This window comes from Pseudomonas sp. FH1 (genome assembly GCF_000510895.2).
Lineage (GTDB): Bacteria > Pseudomonadota > Gammaproteobacteria > Pseudomonadales > Pseudomonadaceae > Aquipseudomonas > Aquipseudomonas azotoformans_A.
The window spans coordinates 31,398-51,587 of sequence record NZ_AOHM01000064.1; the positions used below are offsets into that span (position 1 = coordinate 31,398).

General features: G+C 60.1%; 20 protein-coding genes and 1 tRNA gene. 14 read left to right on the forward strand and 7 right to left on the reverse strand.

Features of this window, described 5'->3' with window-relative positions; all coding sequences use genetic code 11:
• Nucleotides 1-34 precede the first annotated feature (34 nt).
• Together H096_RS20505 and H096_RS20510 are read left to right on the forward strand one after the other, a co-directional pair.
• The gene (locus H096_RS20505; RefSeq protein ID WP_033901308.1) at nt 35-1,561 is read left to right on the forward strand and encodes an NCS1 family nucleobase:cation symporter-1; all 1,527 of its coding nucleotides are present in this window, start codon (nt 35-37) and stop codon (nt 1,559-1,561) included.
• 13 nt (nt 1,562-1,574) lie between these two features.
• Entirely contained in the window at nt 1,575-2,291 is a 717-nt protein-coding gene (locus tag H096_RS20510) for an aspartate/glutamate racemase family protein (protein ID WP_033901222.1), read from the forward strand.
• On the opposite strand, the gene H096_RS20515 is transcribed toward H096_RS20510, so the two are convergent.
• Nucleotides 2,272-3,201, reverse strand: a complete 930-nt coding sequence (locus H096_RS20515) for a LysR family transcriptional regulator (RefSeq protein WP_033901223.1) — start codon at nt 3,199-3,201, stop codon at nt 2,272-2,274. The genes H096_RS20510 and H096_RS20515 overlap by 20 nt on opposite strands.
• A 126-nt stretch (nt 3,202-3,327) precedes the next feature.
• On the opposite strand from H096_RS20515, the gene H096_RS20520 reads away from it, so the two are divergent.
• A complete protein-coding gene (locus tag H096_RS20520; RefSeq protein ID WP_033901224.1) occupies nt 3,328-4,074 on the forward strand; it encodes a 3-oxoacyl-ACP reductase family protein in 747 nt (248 codons plus the stop codon).
• Between the two features lie 89 nt (nt 4,075-4,163).
• On the opposite strand, the gene H096_RS20525 is transcribed toward H096_RS20520, so the two are convergent.
• Nucleotides 4,164-4,850 (reverse strand): HAD-IA family hydrolase, encoded by a 687-nt coding sequence (locus tag H096_RS20525; RefSeq protein ID WP_016979237.1) that lies wholly within the window; start codon nt 4,848-4,850, stop codon nt 4,164-4,166.
• A gap of 154 nt (nt 4,851-5,004) precedes the next feature.
• Between H096_RS20525 and H096_RS20530 the strand changes: the two genes are divergently transcribed.
• The 4 genes from H096_RS20530 (at nt 5,005) to H096_RS20545 (ending at nt 10,163) form a co-directional block, all read left to right on the forward strand.
• A complete protein-coding gene (locus H096_RS20530; RefSeq protein WP_033901225.1) occupies nt 5,005-5,532 on the forward strand; it encodes a sigma-70 family RNA polymerase sigma factor in 528 nt (175 codons plus the stop codon).
• Entirely contained in the window at nt 5,525-6,466 is a 942-nt protein-coding gene (locus H096_RS20535; protein ID WP_033901226.1) for a FecR domain-containing protein, read from the forward strand. Before H096_RS20530 ends, H096_RS20535 begins: the two co-directional genes overlap by 8 nt.
• A 94-nt stretch (nt 6,467-6,560) precedes the next feature.
• The gene (locus tag H096_RS20540; protein ID WP_033901227.1) at nt 6,561-9,299 is read left to right on the forward strand and encodes a TonB-dependent receptor; all 2,739 of its coding nucleotides are present in this window, start codon (nt 6,561-6,563) and stop codon (nt 9,297-9,299) included.
• 69 nt (nt 9,300-9,368) lie between these two features.
• Nucleotides 9,369-10,163 carry an energy transducer TonB gene (locus H096_RS20545; RefSeq protein WP_051422121.1) on the forward strand — a complete coding sequence of 265 codons (795 nt, stop codon included), beginning with the start codon at nt 9,369-9,371 and terminating at the stop codon, nt 10,161-10,163.
• A gap of 134 nt (nt 10,164-10,297) precedes the next feature.
• Here the strand turns inward: H096_RS20545 and H096_RS20550 are convergent, their stop codons facing one another.
• On the reverse strand, nt 10,298-11,146 hold the full coding sequence (locus H096_RS20550) for an oxidoreductase (RefSeq protein ID WP_033901228.1): 849 nt from the start codon (nt 11,144-11,146) through the stop codon (nt 10,298-10,300).
• A 184-nt stretch (nt 11,147-11,330) separates the two neighbouring features.
• Between H096_RS20550 and H096_RS20555 the strand changes: the two genes are divergently transcribed.
• Nucleotides 11,331-11,909: a DUF4337 domain-containing protein gene (locus H096_RS20555; RefSeq protein WP_033901229.1), complete on the forward strand. Its 579-nt coding sequence runs from the start codon at nt 11,331-11,333 to the stop codon at nt 11,907-11,909.
• A 63-nt stretch (nt 11,910-11,972) separates the two neighbouring features.
• On the opposite strand, the gene H096_RS20560 is transcribed toward H096_RS20555, so the two are convergent.
• The gene (locus tag H096_RS20560; protein WP_033901230.1) at nt 11,973-12,341 is read right to left on the reverse strand and encodes a hypothetical protein; all 369 of its coding nucleotides are present in this window, start codon (nt 12,339-12,341) and stop codon (nt 11,973-11,975) included.
• Between the two features lie 149 nt (nt 12,342-12,490).
• On the opposite strand from H096_RS20560, the gene H096_RS20565 reads away from it, so the two are divergent.
• The 3 genes from H096_RS20565 (at nt 12,491) to H096_RS20575 (ending at nt 14,046) form a co-directional block, all read left to right on the forward strand.
• On the forward strand, nt 12,491-13,150 hold the full coding sequence (locus H096_RS20565) for a M24 family metallopeptidase (protein ID WP_033901231.1): 660 nt from the start codon (nt 12,491-12,493) through the stop codon (nt 13,148-13,150).
• 9 nt (nt 13,151-13,159) lie between these two features.
• Nucleotides 13,160-13,513: a gamma-glutamylcyclotransferase family protein gene (locus H096_RS20570; RefSeq protein WP_033901232.1), complete on the forward strand. Its 354-nt coding sequence runs from the start codon at nt 13,160-13,162 to the stop codon at nt 13,511-13,513.
• A gap of 263 nt (nt 13,514-13,776) precedes the next feature.
• Nucleotides 13,777-14,046, forward strand: a complete 270-nt coding sequence (locus H096_RS20575) for a hypothetical protein (protein ID WP_033901233.1) — start codon at nt 13,777-13,779, stop codon at nt 14,044-14,046.
• An 85-nt stretch (nt 14,047-14,131) separates the two neighbouring features.
• Here H096_RS20575 and H096_RS20580 read toward each other — a convergent pair.
• Nucleotides 14,132-14,221: transfer RNA gene (locus H096_RS20580), tRNA-Ser, on the reverse strand.
• A gap of 336 nt (nt 14,222-14,557) precedes the next feature.
• Here H096_RS20580 and H096_RS20585 point away from each other — a divergent pair.
• From H096_RS20585 to H096_RS20595, 3 genes are all read left to right on the forward strand, one after another.
• A complete protein-coding gene (locus tag H096_RS20585) occupies nt 14,558-15,250 on the forward strand; it encodes a crotonase/enoyl-CoA hydratase family protein (RefSeq protein ID WP_015885385.1) in 693 nt (230 codons plus the stop codon).
• 212 nt (nt 15,251-15,462) lie between these two features.
• The gene (locus H096_RS20590; protein ID WP_033901234.1) at nt 15,463-16,209 is read left to right on the forward strand and encodes a 1-acylglycerol-3-phosphate O-acyltransferase; all 747 of its coding nucleotides are present in this window, start codon (nt 15,463-15,465) and stop codon (nt 16,207-16,209) included.
• Between the two features lie 42 nt (nt 16,210-16,251).
• Nucleotides 16,252-17,223 carry a CorA family divalent cation transporter gene (locus H096_RS20595; RefSeq protein WP_016979227.1) on the forward strand — a complete coding sequence of 324 codons (972 nt, stop codon included), beginning with the start codon at nt 16,252-16,254 and terminating at the stop codon, nt 17,221-17,223.
• On the opposite strand, the gene H096_RS20600 is transcribed toward H096_RS20595, so the two are convergent.
• A complete protein-coding gene (locus H096_RS20600) occupies nt 17,220-17,945 on the reverse strand; it encodes an amidotransferase (protein ID WP_033901235.1) in 726 nt (241 codons plus the stop codon). The genes H096_RS20595 and H096_RS20600 overlap by 4 nt on opposite strands.
• A gap of 83 nt (nt 17,946-18,028) precedes the next feature.
• Nucleotides 18,029-20,176, reverse strand: a complete 2,148-nt coding sequence (locus H096_RS20605; protein WP_033901236.1) for a 3-hydroxyacyl-CoA dehydrogenase NAD-binding domain-containing protein — start codon at nt 20,174-20,176, stop codon at nt 18,029-18,031.
• Between the last annotated feature and the right edge of the window lie 14 nt (nt 20,177-20,190).

A 20,190-nucleotide genomic window follows, 5' to 3' on the forward strand; every position in this document is an offset into this window, starting at 1 on the left:
CGGCTTGGCTGCCGATGCGCTGGAGCCTGCCGGAATGCGTACAAGCCTCTCGAATAACATCGCACTGGATCTGCCCTCCTCCCTGAAGCCCGAAGCCATCGAGCCCGGTCCGCTGGTGCTCAGCCCACGGCTGCACAACAAGGACCTGGCACCCACCAAGGTCGAAGGCCGTCGCTGGGGGCGCTACAGCATCTTTGCGCTGTGGACCAATGACGTGCACAACATCGCCAACTACTCCTTCGCCATTGGCTTGTATGCCTTGGGCCTGGGCGGCTGGCAGATTCTGCTGTCCTTAGGGATTGGCGCGGCGCTGGTGTACTTCTTCATGAACCTGTCGGGCTACATGGGCCAGAAGACCGGTGTGCCTTTCCCGGTGATCAGCCGTATCAGCTTCGGCATTCATGGCGCGCAGATTCCGGCGCTGATCCGAGCGGTGATTGCGATTGCCTGGTTCGGTATCCAGACCTACCTGGCCTCGGTAGTTTTCCGCGTGCTTTTGACGGCCATTCATCCGGGTTTTGCCGACTACGACCACAACTCGATTCTCGGCCTGTCGTCCCTCGGTTGGGCCTGTTTCGTGGCGATCTGGCTAGTGCAATTGGTGATCCTGGCCTACGGCATGGAGATGGTGCGCCGCTACGAAGGCTTCGCCGGGCCGGTGATTCTGCTGACGGTGGCGTCGTTGGCCGGTTGGATGTATTTCCAGACCGGCGGCAACATCGCCTGGTCGATCCGCGAACCGCTCAGCGGTGGCGAGATGTGGCGCAATATCTTTGCCGGTGGCGCGCTGTGGCTGGCGATCTATGGCACGCTGATCCTTAACTTCTGCGACTTCGCCCGCTCTTCGCCGTGCCGCAAGACCATCCAGGTCGGCAACTTCTGGGGCTTGCCGGTGAATATCCTGGTGTTTGCCGTGATCACCGTGCTGCTGTGCGGGGGGCAATTCCAGCTCAATGGCCGGGTGATCGAAAGCCCCACTGAAATCATCGCGGCTATCCCGAATACCTTCTTCTTGGTACTGGGTTGCCTGGCGTTCCTGATCGTCACCGTGGCCGTGAACATCATGGCCAACTTCGTCGCACCGGCCTTTGTGCTGAGCAACCTGGCGCCCAAGTACCTTAACTTCCGCCGTGCTGGTTTGATCAGCGCCACCGTGGCGGTGCTGATCCTGCCGTGGAACCTCTACAACAGCCCGTTGGTGATCGTGTATTTCCTTTCCGGCCTGGGCGCCCTGCTGGGGCCGTTGTATGGCGTGATCATGGTCGATTATTGGCTGATCCGTAAAAGCCGGGTGGACGTGTTGCAGCTGTATAGCGAAGACCCGAATGGCGTTTATTACTACAGCCGTGGGGTCAATTTACGCGCAGTGGCGGCGTTTATTCCCGCAGCGGTGATTGCCATTCTCTTGGCGCTGCTGCCCGGTTTCGCCAGCGTGTCACCGTTTTCCTGGATGTTTGGCGCCGGTATTGCAGGGGTGCTGTACCTGCTGATCGCCAAGCGCCAGCCGTTCTACGCCGATGTCAGCGGCGAAAGCATTGCAGTCGATAACGTCAGTCATTAATCAAGGACTTTCCATGCGTATCCTCGTGGTCAACGTCAACACTACCGAATCCATCACTGAAACCATCGCCCAGCAGGCACGCGCCGTGGCTGCGCCCGGCACTGAGATTGTCGGGCTCACGCCCTACTTCGGCGCGGAGTCGGTGGAGGGAAATTTCGAAAGCTACTTGGCGGCCATCGCAGTGATGGACCGGGTGATGGCCTACGACCAGCCGTTCGACGCGGTGATCCAGGCCGGCTACGGCGAGCATGGCCGTGAAGGCTTGCAGGAATTGCTCAACGTACCGGTGGTGGATATCACCGAAGCCGCCGCCAGCACCGCAATGTTCCTGGGCCACGCTTACTCGGTGGTGACCACCCTGGACCGCACCGTGCCGTTGATCGAAGACCGCCTGAAACTGGCCGGCCTGTACCAGCGTTGCGCCTCGGTACGGGCCAGTGGCATGGCGGTGCTGGCGTTGGAAGAAAATCCGTTGGCGGCCATGGAAGCCATCGTGCGCCAGGCCGAACTGGCCATCAGCGAAGACAAGGCCGAGGTAATCTGCCTGGGCTGTGGTGGCATGGCCGGGCTGGATGAGCAGATACGTCAGCGCACCGGTGTGCCGGTGGTGGACGGTGTGACCGCCGCCGTGACCATCGCCGAATCGCTGGTGCGGTTGGGGTTGTCGACGTCGAAGATCAGGACCTATGCGACGCCGAGGCCGAAAAAAGTCATCGGTTGGCCGCGCTGAAACGCTGGTTCAACTGCTGCTCGGCAAACTGCTCGATGATGAACTCCACAAACGCGCGGGTCTTGCCGGGCAACAGTTTGTGCTCGGCGTAGTAAATGGAGATGTTGCCGTCGTCGACGTACCAGTCGGGCAGCACCCGCACCACCGCGCCACTGTCCAGGAACGGCACGGCCATGGGCATGCTTACCAACGCGATGCCCAGGCCCTGGGCGCTGGCGCAGCAAGCGGCTTCGGAGTCGCTCATGGTCATGCCTGGCTTGAGCACCAGCGGGCGGTGTTCACGCTCGGTGCTGGTCAATTGCCAGGAGCGGACGCGGCCGGTTTGCGGTGAGCGGATAAGGATGCCCGTGCAGCGCGCCAGGTCCTCCGGGGTTAATACCGCTGCACGTTGTGCCAAGTAATCCGGCGAAGCCACCAGTACCCGATGCGCCGGTGCGAGCTTGCGCGCCACGACCCCTTGGGGCAGCTCAAAACCACCGCCGATGGCGGCATCGAAACCTTGGCCGATCAGGTCCACCTGGCGGTTATCGAAATGCCAATCCGGGCTGATGTCAGGAAAGCGCTGCATGAACGCCCCCAGCAGCGGCACCACATAGCGATTACCAAACACAGTGCCCATGCTGACCTTCAGCGTTCCTACCGGCCGCCCTTCGGCGCTGGCCAGGTTGGCCACCGCATTCTGGATGGTGGTGAGACTGCCGCTGACCTCTTCCAGAAACAGTTTCCCGGCTTCAGTCAGGGTGAGACGCCGAGTGCTACGCTGGAACAACCTGACCCCCAGGCGCGCCTCCAGCTTGGCGACACTTTTGCCGACGGCTGCCGGGGTCAGGCTCAGGTGCCGCGCAGCCTCCGCAAAGCTGCCACCTTCGGCGCTGCGTACAAAGCATTCGATACTGCCAAAGCTTTCCATATCGACCCACTCTAAACTTTTGGTTTACACAGACTATAGCAATCACGGTCTACCGGGAGGGGCTGGCGAGGTCGATACTCGGTTCCAACAACAAGGCATCCCGCCTTGAACAGCTAGGAGATCGACATGACCACACAGAACCTCAGCGGCAAAGTCGCCTTGATTCAAGGCGGTTCTCGCGGCATCGGCGCCGCCATTGTCAAGCGCCTCGCGGCGCAGGGCGCAGCGGTTGCCTTCACCTATGTCAGCTCGGCCGCCAAGGCTGAAGAATTGCAGAACAGCGTGATCAGCGAAGGCGGCAAAGCCCTGGCGATCCACGCAGACAGCGCCGATGCCGGTGCGATCCGCAACGCGGTCAACGCCACGGTCGAAGCCTTTGGCCGCCTGGACATCCTGGTGAACAACGCCGGGGTGCTGGCCATCGCGCCGCTGGAAGACTTCAAGCTGGAAGATTTTGACCAGACCCTGGCGATCAACGTACGCAGCGTGTTTATCGCCACCCAGGAAGCGGCCAAGCATATGGGTGAAGGGGGTCGGGTGATCAACATCGGCAGCACCAATGCCGAGCGCATGCCGTTTGGCGGTGGTGGCCCGTATGCCATGAGCAAGGCGGCGCTGGTGGGGCTGACCAAGGGCCTGGCGCGGGACCTGGGGCCTCGAGGTATTACGATCAACAACGTGCAGCCTGGGCCGGTGGATACCGACATGAACCCGGCGAACAGCGATTTCGCCGAGAGTTTGATTGGCTTGATGGCGGTGGGTCGGTATGGGCATGTCGAGGAAATTGCCAGCTTTGTGGCTTACCTCGCAGGGCCGGAAGCGGGCTACATCACCGGTGCAAGCTTGACCATTGATGGTGGCTTCAGCGCATAACGAATGTGGGAGCTGACTTGCCTGCGATAGCGATCTTGAGATCACCATCGCAGGCAAGCCAGCTCCCACATTTTTTTGACCGCGTTTGTTCAGCGCAGGGGCGGCAGGCCATAGGCTGCCAGATCGAAGTCCGCGAGCTTGCGGATGATCTGGTCAGCATGGTGGTACTTGCTGTCGGCCATGGCTTCGTCCGGCACGGCGATGGCGGTCATGTGTGCAGCCTTGGCCGCGGTGACGCCAAACGGTGAGTCTTCGAACACCAGGCAATCCTCGGGCGCAACGCCCAGGCGGCGGGCGGCGGTGAGGAAGATGTCCGGCGCGGGTTTGGCGGCGCCGACTTCCGGGTCGTCAGCGGTGACGATGGTGTCGAACAGGCCAAACCATTCGCGGTGCAAGGTGGTCTTGTGACCAAACGAATTGCGCGACGAACTGGTGCCCACGGCAATCGGGATATTGTGCGCCTTCAAGTGCCGCACCAAGGCTTCAGCGCCGGGCATGCCCAGGGCCTTTGGGAAGCGCTCGCTCATCAGCGGCTCACGGATTGTCAGGAATTCGGCGGGCGTGATCGGCAGGTCCAACGCCTTCACCACGTAGTCAGCCAGATCCTGGGCACCGCGCCCGATGATGTGCTGCTTGATACTCCAATCGTAGGTGCGGCCATAGCGTTCGGCGATGATCTGCGTGACTTCGGTGTAGATACCTTCAGTGTCCAGCAACAACCCGTCCATATCGAAAATCACAGCCTTGATCGGGACAGCAGTACGTGGTGCATTCATCACAACATATCCTTGGGGGGAAGGACTAAAAGGATTCAGCACAATAGCGGTCCACCTTGCCTGCAAGCAACCGTCGCGACTCGCTATTGATAATTACTCTCAATTAAATTAACGTCGCGGCGCTCCAGGCTCTGATCTCTTTTCGAGTTTCGCTGTGACCGACAACGCCGCCAGGCTGCAACTCTACCTCGACCATCGCCCCGCCCTGATCAACTACGCCAAGGTTGTGGTGGGCGACCACGCACGCGCCGAAGACGTGGTGCAAGATGCATTCCTGCGCTTTTGCGGCAGCACGGATGACCCGGTCGAACAGCCGCTGGCCTACCTCTACCGGGTCGTGCGCAACCTGGCGCTGGACGCCGTACGCCGCCAGGCCACCGAGAAGCGCCAGCAGAAAACCCCTGCACAATGGATGCGTCCTGGCCAGGAGTTGTCGCCGGAACAACGGGTGGTGCACAGTGACGATGCCAGCCGTATCGCCGCGACCCTGGCCAGCCTGCCGGAACAAATGCGCATCGCCGTAGAGATGCATCGCCTCGGCGGGTTCACGTTGCAGCAAACCGCCGATCATCTCAATATTTCGCTTTCCACCGCCCATCGCCTGGTCAAGGACGCCATCGTTCACCTGGCTTCGAGCGTCGCCATCCAGGGCGCGCACAGTAAGGAACGCCCCTATGCATGATGCCCACCCGCCCAGGAATGTCTCGGCACGCAGCCTCGAAGACGCCGGCCAGTGGTTGCTGGACCTGCAAGCCCACCCCGAACGTTTCGAGGAATTCGACCGTTGGCTGCACAGTGACGAGGCGCATTTCGAGGCCTGGGCCCAGGTCAATCGCGCCATGGATGCGCTCGATCAGCAGGCGCCCACCACCCATGAACACTGGCCGCGCCCAACGCGCGCTCGCCTGCCGTGGTTGGCCGTTGCGTGTATCAGCGTATTGGCGGTCGGCGCGGCGCTGGTCTTCAACCCCGCTTGGCGCGCGGACTACAGCACCGCCACCGCCGAAACCCGAGAGGTCGTCCTGAGCGACGGCAGCCGCCTGACGCTGGCACCGCAAAGCTCGGTGAACGTGACCGTTGACGGTGCGCAGCGCCAGGTCACGTTGATTCAAGGAGAGGTGTTTTTTGATGTCGTCCATGACGCGCAAAAACCCTTCGAGGTGCGCAGCGACGATGACGTGGTGCGCGTATTGGGCACCGCTTTCGACGTAGCCCGCAGCCACAACGGCCTGGCCGTGGAAGTGCGCGACGGCAGCGTGGGCGTGAACAAGCAGTATCGACTCAGCGCCGGACAACGGCTGTGGATCGACCGACAACAAGGCACGGCAACGCAGTCGTCGGTGGCGCCCACAGAAGTGGCGGGCTGGATCAATGGCACGCAATTCTTCGAGAACGTCAGCGTCGCCCAAGTCGTCGAGCAACTGGAGCGCTACCAGCGGGGCTGGATTGTGATCAACGACCCGGCCCTGGCCAGCAAGCGCGTCACCGGCCTCTACGACCTACGCGATACCCGGCGTGCGCTACAGGCGTTGGTCGCGCCGATTGGCGGCGAGGTTCGCGAGTACTCGCCGCTGCTCATGGTCATCAGCCACAAAAAATCGAATGTAGAAAAATAAATACATTGCCCTGAAAAAAACCGCGCAGGTGTTCGTCTTTGTAGCTCCCAGTATTGCGAATGAATCGTAATACCAAACACGAAGGCGACGAAACATGGGTCACCGATCACCTGCACCGTTGGCACTGGCCATCCTCTGTGCTGCTATCCACAGCACGATTTTCCAGCCGTCCCAGGCATTGGCCGCAGAGGCTACCGGCACGCCGAGTGATCAGGCGACACGGTTCTTCGACATTCCTGCCCAACCGCTCACCACCGCATTGAGCGCCTTCGCTCGACAGGCCAACCTGCAACTGGGCCTGGAAGCCGGGCTGGTGGATGGTATGCAAGCCCCGGCCTTGCGCGGCAACTTCACACAAGAGCAAGCCCTGCAACGCTTACTCGGCAACGCACCGGTAAACTGGAAAATCGACGGCCAACGCAGCCTCATTCTCAGCCGTCGTGATGCCGCCAACGCAGGCGTCAATGACTTTGACGATGCGGAACTGCTTGGCCCCGTGACGATCAAGGGCGGCGAGACCAGCCGCCTGACCGGTGCTGCCGCGCAGGTCTACACCAAAGCCGGTTCCAGCGTGTTTATCTCCGGCGAGACCATCAACCGCTTCCGTGGCTCCTCCCCCGCCGACATCCTCAAGGGCGTGCCCGGCGTACAGACCGGCGATGCGCGCAATGGCGGCGCGTTGGACGTGAACATCCGCGGTATCCAAGGCCAGAGCCGGGTGCCGGTGACCATCGACGGCAGCCAACAAGCCATCGATGCCTACCGTGGCTACAGCGGCATGCAACAGCGCAGTTATATCGACCCTGACCTGATCAGTGAAATCAGCGTAGACAAGGGCCCCAGCCTTGGCGCCGACGCGGCGGGCGCCATTGGCGGCATGGTCAAAATGAAAACCCTGCAACCCAAGGACATCCTCAAGGACGGCGAAACCTACGGCGTGCGCCTTAAGGGTGACCTGTCGAGCAACAGCGTAAATGCGCCCGGCACCTACAAGGCCACGCCGCACCATGGCAGCAACGGCCTGGACGGTTCCCCGGCCCACTCCGGCAGCGTGGCATTCGCCAGCAGCAGCGAGACGGTGGATTTCGTCGCGGCCTATTCCCAGCGCCAGAGCGGCAACTACTACGCCGGTAAAAAGGGCTTCAAGAAGTATCAGGTGTTTCAGCAGGTGCGCAAGTACGACCCCAAGACCCGGAAGTACATCTACGTCACCCAGGAGGCCAACAGCGCGGCCAAGTTCTTCAAGCCTGACAGCGAAGTCTTCAACACCTCGACCGACACCGAGTCGGTGCTGCTCAAAGCCATTATCAAACCAGCGACGGACCAGAAACTGGAGCTGACCTACCGCTACACCGATGGTCATTACGGCGAAGTGATGCCGTCGCAGGTCATCCGCAATACCAGCGGCAGCGTGCCGCAATGGGACCCGGGCAGCATGCGCATCAACGCCTACACCGCGCGTTACACCTACAAGCCCGAAGACAATCCGTTGGTGGATTTGAGCGCCAACGTCTGGGCCACCAAAGCCCAGAGCGAAGCCTTCAATGGCCTGGTCACGGTGACGCCGCTCTACGGCCATGAAGACGATGCCGACCCGCTCGGCGATACCTACAAGGACGCCCTGCGCAACCGCACCAAGGACAAGCGCTGGGGCGTGGACCTGAGCAACACCTCGCGTTTCGACACCCGTGCAGGCAAGTTCGCCTGGACCTACGGCGGTTCCTACCAGACCGAAGACCTGGGCCCCGATGACAACTCGCCGGTGCTGCTGTCGGACCTGCAAAAGAACCGCTTCATCCGCAGCGGCGAACGTGAAGAAAGCAGCCTGGTGACGTCGCTTGAATGGTCACCGATCAAGCGACTGACCTTGACCGCAGGCGGTCGTTACAGCGAGTTCAGCAGCAAGGACCACAACCGCAAGGCCAGCCCGGCCACGTTCGGCCCGGACCGCAAACCGACCAGCTACACCTTCGCGCCGCCCATTGAACGGCAGGACCAGGCGTTCGCACCGTCCTTCGGCGCAAAGCTGAACCTGACCGACAACAGCTTCGTCTACCTCAACTACAACGAAGGCGTGCGCATGCCGAGCCTGTTCGAGTCGACCCTGGGCCTGTTCACGGCCGCCGTGCCGACCGATGGCATCAAGCCCGAGCGCAGCAAGAATTGGGAATTCGGCGCCAGTACGTTGCAAAACAGCGTACTGATTGACGGCGATACCGCCGCGGCCAAACTCGCATACTTCAACAACGAGATCGAAAACTACATCACCCGAGACTACACCGACATCTTTGCCGGCAACCTGCAGAACGTCGACAGTTTCACGGTCAAGGGCATCGAGTTGCAAACCAGCTACGACATGGGCCGGGTGTTCACTGACATCTCAGCCACCTACTACCTGAATGCCAAGACCTGCGCGCCGGACATCGCGAAGAAACTACGCGAAGAAGACAACCCCTCCACCCCCAATTGCGTGGACGGCGGCTTCCCCGGTTCCTATACCAACACCCAGAACCCGCCCAAGTATTCAGTGAACACCACGTTGGGCAGCCGCTGGTTCGACAACCGCCTCGTCCTCGGCGGACGCATGGTCTACAACAGCGCGCCCACCGCCAAACTGGACAAGTCCTGGAACAACGGCATCACCACGAACCAGATGTACTACCGCAAGTCAGCGATCTACGGCCTGTTCGCCAGTTTCGAAATCGTCAAAGGCACCCAGCTGGATTTCTCGGTACAGAACCTCACCAACGTCTATTACCTGGACCCGCTGGCCCAAAGCTTCATGCCCGCGCCGGGGCGAACGTTGCGTACGGGGCTGACCGTCAAGTTCTGACCGTTGTATTGAATTGCGGGATGCCCTTGTTCGGCATCCCGTTTTACGTTGATCCCTATTGATGCCCCCATGATTGCCAAGACTGCTCCCGACTACCTCAACCCGCCACGCAAAGCCTTGTGGAGCGTTGCCATGCTGATCACCCTGAGCGTCTACGCCGTCCTTATCGCCTGGTGGTTGCATACGCCCAGCGTAACGGTGGCCGAAGCCGCTCCAGCGGCGATGATGATCGAATTGGCGGCCGCCCCAGTCGCCCAGGCGGTGGAAGAAGACCTGCAAGTGGCACCGGACAAAGTTGTACAGAAACAGCTGAATACGCCGTCGGAAAAACCGCCAAGGGAAGTACCCAGGAAGGTGGTGGCGGCAACCCGGCCGAGTGTCGCAAAAACCGCAACATCGCCGCTCAAGGACACCGCCCAGGGCACCTATTCGTCCGCGCCGGAACACGCCGCCGAGTTCGAGACGGCACCGAAAAAGCAGGATGAACAACCGGCACCCTCAGCTACCACGGCACCGCCCAAGCTGGATACACACCCGGCCGACACCACCGCCGCAAATCGATCCTCACGAGGCTCCGCCGACCCCGCACAAAAGGTGCAATGGGAAGCCGAGCTGCTGGCCCACCTGGAACGCTACAAACGCTACCCGCAAAACGCCCGCGATCGAGGCGACCGGGGCGTGGCGTATCTGCGCTTTGAAATCGACAGCAACGGCAAGGTACTCAGCGCCAGCATCGTACGCTCCGCCGGTTTTACCGAGCTGGACACCGCAACGCTGGACATGATCGACCGCGCCTCCCCGGTGCCACGCCCGCCGGAGGGCAGCAAGACGCGGTTTACCGTGCCGGTGGTGTTTGCGAAGTGAGGGCTTCATAACACGCAACCGTCTGCTAGGTGGCGCGAAGCCTATCCGCGCCTGGCACGAACACCTGAACCTGACACAGGAAGAAGTTGCCAGGGCGTTTGGCATCAACGCCAGTCAATTGGAGCTATAGAGCGCTACTCTGGAAAATCCGCCCCTTCAGTCACTGAAGCCCACGCATTAAAGTCCTTGCTCAAGGCTTCCACCTTGGTCCGCGCATTGGCCAGCGCTGCCTTGCCCAGCAGCAAACGCAGTGGCGGTTGGTCGGCCTCCACGGCATTGACGATGGCAATCGCCGCACGCATCGGGTCACCCGCTTGTTTGCCGTCGATGCTGCGCAACAACGCCGTGCGCGCGCCAGCGGTGGCGTGGTAATCAGCAATCGCGTGAGGCGCTTCGTTGGCGGAACGCCCAGCCCAGTCGGTGCGGAAACCGCTCGGTTCCACCAACAGCACCTTGATGCCCAGCGGCGCGACCTCCTGGGACAACGACTCGGAAATCGCCTCCACCGCAAACTTGCTGGCGTTGTAGAAGCTCAGTGTCGGGTAGGCCATGATCCCGCCCACAGACGACACATTCACCACGGTACCGGAACGCCGCGCACGCATGCCCGGCAACGCGGCGCGGGTGACATCGCTGAGGCCCCAGACGTTGATCTCGAACATGCGGCGCACTTCGTCCAACTCGCTCTCTTCGAACGAACCGAAGTAACCGATGCCAGCATTGTTGACCAGCACATCGATATGCCCGAAGTGATCTTCGGCGGCTTTCACCGCCTCACGGACCTGGGCCGGGTCGGTCACGTCCAACGCCAGCACCAGGGCGTGGTCGGCGTAGTCGGCAACGATGTCCTGCACCTGTTGCGGGTCGCGGGCGGTGACGACGGTCGGGTAGCCGAGGCTGAGGGTGTGCAACGCCAGGTAGCGACCGAAACCGGTGGAGCAGCCGGTGATAAACCAGACAGGTTTTGCATTGGATGAAGTCATGAAAGCCAATCCTCTGAATGAACGAACCACCCCAGTATCAGCGCCGCCTCATTCTCCCAGTAGAGGCCGAATCTGCATGCCCCTTCGAGCCAAACTTCACAATGCCCGCAAGCGTTACGTACAGGCTTGAGACAGCTTCACTGGTGAAGAATCAGATTCCCTCATTCCCTTCACAGACGCCCCCATGTCCGAAGCCTTCGAAGTCCCCAGCCCCCACGAAAAACACCTCGAACATACCACCGAACACGCCCACGGCCGTGGCGACAATTTCGCCAGCCGCATCGCAGTGATGACCGCCCTCATGGCCACCCTCGGCGCCATGCTCAGCTACCAGGCCGGCTCCACCGAAAGCGAAGCGGCGATGGACAAGAACAACGCCGCCATCTTCAAGACCGAAGCCGCCAACCAGTGGAATTACTACCAGGCCAAATCCAGCCGGCAAAACCTCGCCGAACTGGCCACCCACATTCCCGGTGTGGACGCGGTGCATTACAAGGAAGAAATCGAGCGCTACAAGAGCCAGAAGGAGGACGTGCGCAAACAGGCCGAGAAGCTTGAAGCCACGTCAAAGCAATGGGATGAAAAATCAGAGCAGGCGCTGCACCAGCATCATCGCTGGGCCCAGGCGATGACCGCGATCCAGATCGCGATTTCGTTGGCGGCGATTACCTTGCTGACTCGGCGGGAGTGGTTGAAGCGGATGTCGTACACCGCAGGCGGCGCAGCAGTAATACTGGGGAGCCTTGCCTGGCTGCATATCTGACACCGTACCTGTGGCGAGGGAGCTTGCTCCCTCGCCACAGTCTATGCACTTCGCAACATCGAATCAGGCTCGATTCGCCGCACGGCTATGGTGGAAGTACAGATACGCCAGCCCAATAGGCGCAATGAAAACCGCCATGGTCCAGCAGATCGCCATGGTGAACACCTTGACGGTCAGCATCAGAATGGCATTCACAAAGAACACGTTGTTGCCAAAAATGTAATCCATGATGCTTTCGTAAACGAAGCGCGCGTAGGGATAAAGCAGGCTGTTGACCACGCAATAGAACAGCGCGCCCAGTGTGAACACACCGGTTTTCGAATGGGTCAGCGCGGTATAGATCAGCACGGGAAAAATCAGCCCGAAGAGGAAGTTGCGGATGTAGTACTGGGCAGAAAGCCCGCCGAATGTCTTGCGAAGTACCGGGTGCATTTAGATCCCTCTGAATGGCTGTATTGGAAAGGCGGCGACCTTAACAAAGCTTGGAAAGCTTCTCCAGCGTTTCCATAAGCCCTTTGCCATTACACCGCTGTATAGTAAAAGGAATAGCGATAAACTTACTTCAAGCCGAGGAAAAGCCGGTGTCCGCACAACCCAAAGAAGCCGTGGGCGCCGCCTACAGCATCGACTCCATGCGCTACGCCCAGGCCATGACCTGGCAAGCCATCGAACAACTCGCCCAACGTATCCGCCCCGGCATGCGCGAATCCGAAGCCCGCGACCTGGGCAAGCAAGTCCTCGCCGATCTCGACATGCAGCGCATCTGGCACCCACTGCTGGTGCGCTTTGGCGCCAACACCCTCAAGACCTTCAAACAACGCTCCGACGGCGACCCGGTGCTGGGCGACAACGACATCTTCTTCATCGACATGGGCGCCGTCTGGCAAGGCCACGAAGGCGATGCCGGCGCCACCTTCGCCATCGGCAACGACCCAGACATGCTCGCCTGCGCCAGCGCCGCCAAAGCGCTGTTCGACCGCGTACAAGCCCGCTGGAAAAACGACCAAGTCGTGGGCCTGGAGCTTTACCGCTACGCCGAAGCGCAAGCCCAGGCCATGGGCTGGCACCTCAACCTCGACATCAAGGGCCACCGCGTCAGCGACTTCCCCCACGCCATCCACCGCGGCGGCGACCTGGGGGATTTCGAGCACTACCCGAATGCCGGACTGTGGATCCTCGAAATTCAGATCGCCCATCCGAGCAAACCCTACGGCGCTTTCTACGAAGACCTCCTCGCTTAAGGAACTGCAATGAACCGCTCCACCGAACACCCCGTGCTGTTGTTTTCCTACGGCACGCTGCAAGACAAATCCGTACAACTGGCCAACTTCAGCCGCGAGCTGACCGGCCAGCAGGATGCAATGCTGGGTTACTCGCAGAGCTGGGTAGAGATCACTGACCCGGACGTGCTGGCGAGCAGTGGTAAGACGCATCATCCGATTGTGGCGCCGAGTACGCAGGCAGACGCCAGGGTTGAGGGGATGGTGTTTCAGATTACCGAGCAGGAACTGGCGGCGGCGGATGCGTATGAGGTGGCGGATTACAAGCGGGTGGAGGTGGGGTTGGCTTCGGGGTTGAGGGCTTGGGTGTATGTGCGGGCTTGAGGCACGGAATGGTAGCCCTTACCAGAATGTGCGACAGAGCGTCGCCTGATTTGGGCAACGCCCTACAGGCTACCCAGAAACGAGGGGCTGCCGTTTCAAAATGCCCACTCCTATAGTCGTCCAATCGCTCGGAAGAACGACCGGGTTTGGCGACTCGATGACAAGACGGAACGTAAACGACCTTATTTCAGGCGACCACTGCTCTTGCAGTGATCCATGAAAAGGCTTCGTTGTCTTTTACCTTTGTCTCAGTGGAGTCACTCATGAACCAATACATGGCCCTCACAAGCAACGACAGCGCGACACCTGCTCTTTTTGTCGACACAACCGTCCCGCTGGAAATCCTCCTTGACGCAGCGACCTATCGACTTCGTGCCGTGACGCAGGTGCTTGAGAACCTTGCACTACGTGGTGAGATAAGCAGTGATGCGGTTGTACTCAGCGACTTTGCCTTGCTGTGCTCAATCCCGTTGCGCGATGGGTGCGATTTGCTGGATGTCATAGGGCGGCGCATGGATATGCCAAGCGCGTGATTCGATAAAGGTGAGATTTTCGAACCCCAGAAACTACAAAACCCCTGGTTTCTCTCGAAACCAGGGGTTTTGTTTACATCGAATTTGGCGGTGAAGGAGAGATTCGAACTCTCGATACAATTTCTTGTATACACACTTTCCAGGCGTGCTCCTTAAGCCACTCGGACACTTCACCGTATCTCGTCAAACCAGTTCAGTCTGTCGAGGCGCGCTAATGTAGTCGAAAGCCTTTCTGATGGCAAAGGTTTTTTTCAGAATTTTCATGCGGTTAGCCGGTTATGCCGATCCGCGCCCGGCAAGGGGCGGTGATTGTGCCATTCTCAGGCATCGGCGGGATGGGTCTGGGGCGGCGATTGCGCCCTGCCCCAGGCTTTCCCAACGCCTGTCTGCGGGAAAAGTCTGACTGGACAGTCAGTCACGGCGCTTTACCGGGGCGGGCGTGGTGGGTAACGTCTGCGCATGCACTGCTATTAACAAGCCTTCTATAACAAATCCTACAAGGAACCGCGTCATGAGTGAGTTGATTGCCTACCACCTCGAAGACGGTATCGCGACCCTGACCTTGAGCAACGGCAAGGTGAATGCCATTTCTCCGGCGGTGGTCAGTGCCTTTAATGAAGCGTTGGATCAGGCCGAGAAGGACCGGGCGGTGGTGGTGATCACCGGCACGCCGGGGATTTTGTCGGGGGGTTATGATTTGAAGGTGATGACCGCCGGCCCTAAAGAGGCGATCGGCTTGGTGACGTCCGGTTCGACCTTGGCGCGTCGTCTGTTGTCGCACCCGTTCCCGGTGATTGTGGCGTGCCCTGGGCATGCGGTGGCCAAGGGTGCGTTCCTGCTGTTGTCGGCGGATTATCGGATTGGTGTGGAAGGCCCATTCAGCATTGGCCTGAACGAGGTGGCGATTGGTATGACCATGCACCACGCTGGGATCGAGCTGGCGCGGGATCGTCTGCGTAAGTCGGCGTTCCATCGTTCGGTGATCAATGCCGAGATGTTTGACCCGCAAGGCGCATTGCAAGCCGGCTTCCTCGACAAGGTGGTAGCGCCGGAGGAATTGCATGCGGCGGCGCTGGAGGCGGCGCGTCAGTTGAAGAAGCTGAACATGAATGCCCATAAGCACACCAAGTTGAAGGTGCGTAAAGAGCTGCTGGAAGCCCTGGACGATGCAATCATCCAGGACCAGGGACATATCCTGAGCTAAGCCCTACGCCTGATACACCAGAGCCCGACCTTGAGTCGGGCTTTTTCTTACAAATAAATCCGAATACTCGTTAGCCGCTCTAGCCTGCCCGTGCCGGTAGATATCGAAACATGCGCTTAAACATCGGCTATCTCCTACCTCTACAGGGGTAATTGCCGAATACAGTGCACATCCGTACACTGCGCCACCTTTTGTCCGGATAGGCCGTGTCGATGCTTTTTTTGCTGCGTATGTTGTTGATGGGCCTGCACTTTATGCTCGCCGGTGTGCTGGGCGTGCTGGTCGGTCTGTGTCGGCCGTTCAATCCGGACAACAGTCGCCTGTGTGCTCGCCTTTACGCGCTCCCAGCCATGTGGATTCTGCGGCTGAACGTGAAGGCGGATGTGGACTCGCTGCGCAACAAGCCTGGCACCTGCGTGATCATCGCCAACCACCAGTCCAACTATGACCTGTTTGTGTTCGGCAACGTGGTGCCCTACCGCACGGTGTGCATCGCCAAGAAAAGCCTGAAATGGGTGCCGCTGTTCGGCCAGTTGTTCTGGCTGGCGGGCAACGTGCTGATCGACCGAGGCAATGCGCACAAGGCACGCCGCGCGATGCTCACCACGACTCACACGTTGCAGCATGAAGACACGTCGATCTGGGTGTTCCCGGAAGGCACGCGCAATCTGGGCAAGGGTTTGCTGCCGTTCAAGAAAGGCGCGTTCCATATGGCGATTGCGGCCGGTGTACCGATTGTGCAGGTGTGTGTCAGCAATTACGTCACTCGCATGCAGCTCAATCGCTGGAACAGCGGGGATGTGCTCATACGGTCGTTGCCGCCGATTCCTACCACTGGGATGACTGCGGATGACATCCCGGCATTGATGCAGGCGTGTCATGCGCAGATGGGAGCCTGCATTGCCGAGATGGACCGCGAGTTGCAAAGTCGCGCAACAATAGAACTCCCTTCCAGCTAAGCTGCCCAACACCTGTCCTCCCAATAAGAAGCGATCAGCACCATGGGTAGAGTTGTTGCGGCCGCCGTTTATAGCGCCGGTAAAAAAGTCACGGATATCACCCTCGATGAAGGCGCGGCCTGGGCCGCCAAACCCGACCACTTTGTGTGGATCGGCCTGGAAGAGCCCGACGCCCAGGAACTGGCCAACTTGCAACGCCAGTTCAACCTGCATGAATTGGCCATCGAAGACGCCCTGGAAAAACACAGCCGCCCCAAGCTGGAAACCTTCGGCGATGCGCTGTTTATCGTCACCTACTCACCGGTGCGCGAGAACGGCAAGCTGGAGTTTATCGAGACGCATATCTTCGCCGGCAATGGCTACATCATCACTGCACGCAACGGTCACTCAGCGTCCTACGGCTTTGTGCGCCAGCGCTGTGAGGCGCGGCCACTGTTGCTGGAGCATGGGGAAGATTTCGTACTCTATGCGCTGCTGGATTTCGTCACCGAGAACTACCAGCCGGTGAGCGAAGCGATCCATGCCGAGATCGATGAGCTGGAGCGTAATGTGCTGTGCAGTTCGTTGAGCGAGCGGGATATCCAGAAGATTCACGGCCTGCGTCGCGACGTATTACGGCTCAAGCGTTACGTGGCGCCGATGGTGGAGATCAGCCAGGAGCTGCAGAAGCTCAGCTTTCCGTTTATCGACAAGAACATGCGCCCGTATTTCCGTGATGTGCAGATCCACGTGACGCGGCAGATGGAAGACCTGACCACCCTGCGCGATATCGCCAGCCAGACCATCGAAATCGGTGTGCTGCTGGAGGCGTCGCGCCAGAGCGTGGTGCAGCGCAAGTTCGCCGCATGGGCGGCGATCCTCGCGTTCCCCACCGCAGTGGCGGGGATTTACGGGATGAACTTCCAGAACATGCCCGAGCTGCAATGGCACTACGGCTATTTTGCGGTGCTCGGGTTTATCGCGGTGGGTTGCACCAGCCTGTGGGCCAGCTTCAAGCGTTCGGGCTGGCTTTAAACCTGGGCCTCGGGCTTGTGCGCGACGAAACGCATCATCCATTCCGCCACGGTGGCGCCGTGGTGGTCGCGCTCAAGGCTGGCCACGCCGTTTGTGTAGACCTTTTCGCCCAACGTCGTCTGAAGAATTTCCAGCAACTCGCGGGAATAGTCGTGGATAAATTCCGGGTGGCCCTGGAAGCACAGGACTTGGTCGCCGATGTGGTAAGCGGCGAACGGGCAAAAGGCGCTGGAGGCGATGACCGTGGCATTGTCCGGCAGCGTGGTCACCTGGTCCTGGTGGCTGATCAGTAGCGTCAGTTCTTCCACTTCCGGGCTCATCCACGGCGTCTTGGCATCGAGCTTGTAGTCGTGGATGCCCATGCCCCACCCCTGGCCGGCGCGTTCGGTCTTGCCGCCGAGCAACAGCGCCAGCAGTTGGTGACCGAAGCAGATGCCAAGCAGCTTGTCGCCGCGCTCGTAACGTTCGAGCAGGTAGGTCTTGAGGGTCTGGATCCACGGGTCGGTGCCAAAGGAGTCGGCCTTGCTGCCGGTCACCAGGTAGGCATCGAATACTTCATCGTCCGGCGGGTATTCGCCGTTCACCACGTTGTACACGACAAACTCGGCGGGAATGGGCTGCTTGGCGAACAGGCGCTTGAACATCTGCCCGTACCCTTGGTATTGATCGATCAAGCCTGGACGCAGGATATCGGTTTCCAGGATACAGACGCGTAGCGACATAAAAAATACCTGACACGGTGATGGGAATATTGCACACCCCAGAGCCTGCCTTGAAATACCCCTTCAAGGCAAGCCCCCTTTAATCACCTGAATGTGTCACCTTGCGCCGCTTTTTCGAGCAGTAACGCCGGTGGCGTGAAGCGTTCGCCATATTGCTCGGCCAAGTAGCGAGCGCGGGCAATGAAGTCGTTCAGCCCATATTGGTTGATGAACTGCAACGCGCCGCCGCTCCAGGCCGCAAAACCAATGCCGAAGATCGACCCCACGTTCGCGTCCGCCGTGGACATCAACACGCCCTCCTCCACACAACGCACGGTCTCGATGGCCTGGATAAACAGCAGGCGGTCGCGCACATCTTGGGGAGAGATACGTTGGTCGGGCCGTTCAAAGCGGCTTTTCAGCTCTGGCCACAGGTATTTCTGCCCGCCATTGGGATATTCATAGAAACCGCCTCCCGCCGCCTTGCCCACGCGTTTGTATTCGTTGACCAACAGATCGATGACCGCCGTCGCCGGATGTGTCGGCACAGCCTTGCCTTCCGCCTGCAGATCCTTGGCCGTCTGCTGCCTGATATGGCTCATCAGGCTGAGGGACACTTCATCCGACACCGCCAGCGGCCCCACCGGCATGCCGGCTTTGCGCGCTTCGGTCTCGATCATCGGCGCGGCCACGCCCTCCCCCAGCATGGCGATGCCTTCGTTGGTAAAGGTGCCAAACACTCGCGAAGTGAAGAAGCCACGGCTGTCGTTGACCACAATCGGGGTTTTCTTGATTTGCAGAACGAAATCGAAACCTCGGGCCAGGGTTTCGTCGCTGGTGTGGGAACCCTTGATGATTTCCACCAGGGGCATCTTGTCCACCGGGCTGAAGAAGTGCAGGCCGATGAACTTGGCTTGATCCGGCACCGCCGTGGCCAGGCCGCTGATGGGCAAGGTGGAAGTGTTGGAGGCAATCACAGCGTCGGCGCCGACCACGTTTTGCGCGGCGGCGGAGACGTTGGCCTTGAGCGCGCGGTCTTCGAACACCGCTTCGATGATCAGGTCGCAACCGGCCAGGTCATCATCGCTGGCCGTAGGAAGAATTCGCGCCAAGGTGGTTTCCCGCTGTTCGGCGGTCAATTGCCCACGGCTGACTTTCTTGTCCAGCAACGCCGCCGAATGCGCCTTGCCCTTCTCGGCGGCCGCCAGGTTGATGTCTTTGAGCACCACTTCAATTCCCGCGCTGGCGCTGACGTAAGCGATGCCTGCGCCCATCATGCCTGCACCGAGCACGCCGACCTTGCGCGTGACATAGGGTGCGAAACCTTGCGGCCGCGAACGGCCTGCATTGATCTCATTGAGCTGGAACCAGAAGGTACCGATCATGTTCTTCGCCACCTGCCCCGTCACCAGCTCGGTGAAGTAGCGAGTTTCGATCAGGTGCGCGGTGTCAAAATCCACTTGGGCGCCTTCGACGGCGGCGCAGAGGATTTTCTCCGGCGCGGGGAAACAGCCCTGGGTCTTACTGCGCAAAATCGACGGTGCAATCGCCAACATCTGCGCAACTTTTGGACTCGACGGTGTACCGCCGGGGATCTGGTAGCCCTTGTTATCCCACGGTTGCTTGGCGTCCGGATTGGCCAGGATCCAGGCGCGGGACTTGACGAGCAGCTCATCGCGATCCGCCGCCAGCTCATTCACCAGCCCGGCTTGCAACGCCTGTTGCGGCCGTACTTTCTTGCCTTCCAGCAGATACGGCAAAGCCTTTTCCAGCCCGAGCATGCGCACCATACGCACCACCCCGCCACCGCCCGGCAGCAGGCCCAAGGTGACTTCCGGCAGGCCCAGCTGCACCGATTTCTCGTCCAGCGCCACGCGATAATGGCATGCCAGACAAATCTCCCAGCCGCCCCCCAGCGCCGCACCATTGATCGCGGCGACCACGGGTTTGCCGAGGGTTTCCAGGCGACGCAGTTGCGCTTTCAGCACCAGCACGCCGTCATAGAAATCCTTGGCGTGGGCCTTGTCGACCTGGATCAATTCATTGAGGTCGCCGCCGGCAAAAAATGTCTTCTTGGCCGAGGTGATCACCACGCCCGCAAGGTCATCCTTTTCCGCTTCCAGACGCTGCACCGTGGCCGCCATGGCCTCGCGGTACGCGCCGTTCATGGTGTTGGCGCTCTGGCCGGGCATGTCGAGGGTCAGCACCACGATGCCGTCCTGGCCTTTTTCGTAACGAATGGCTTGGGTCATGACTGATTCCTTGG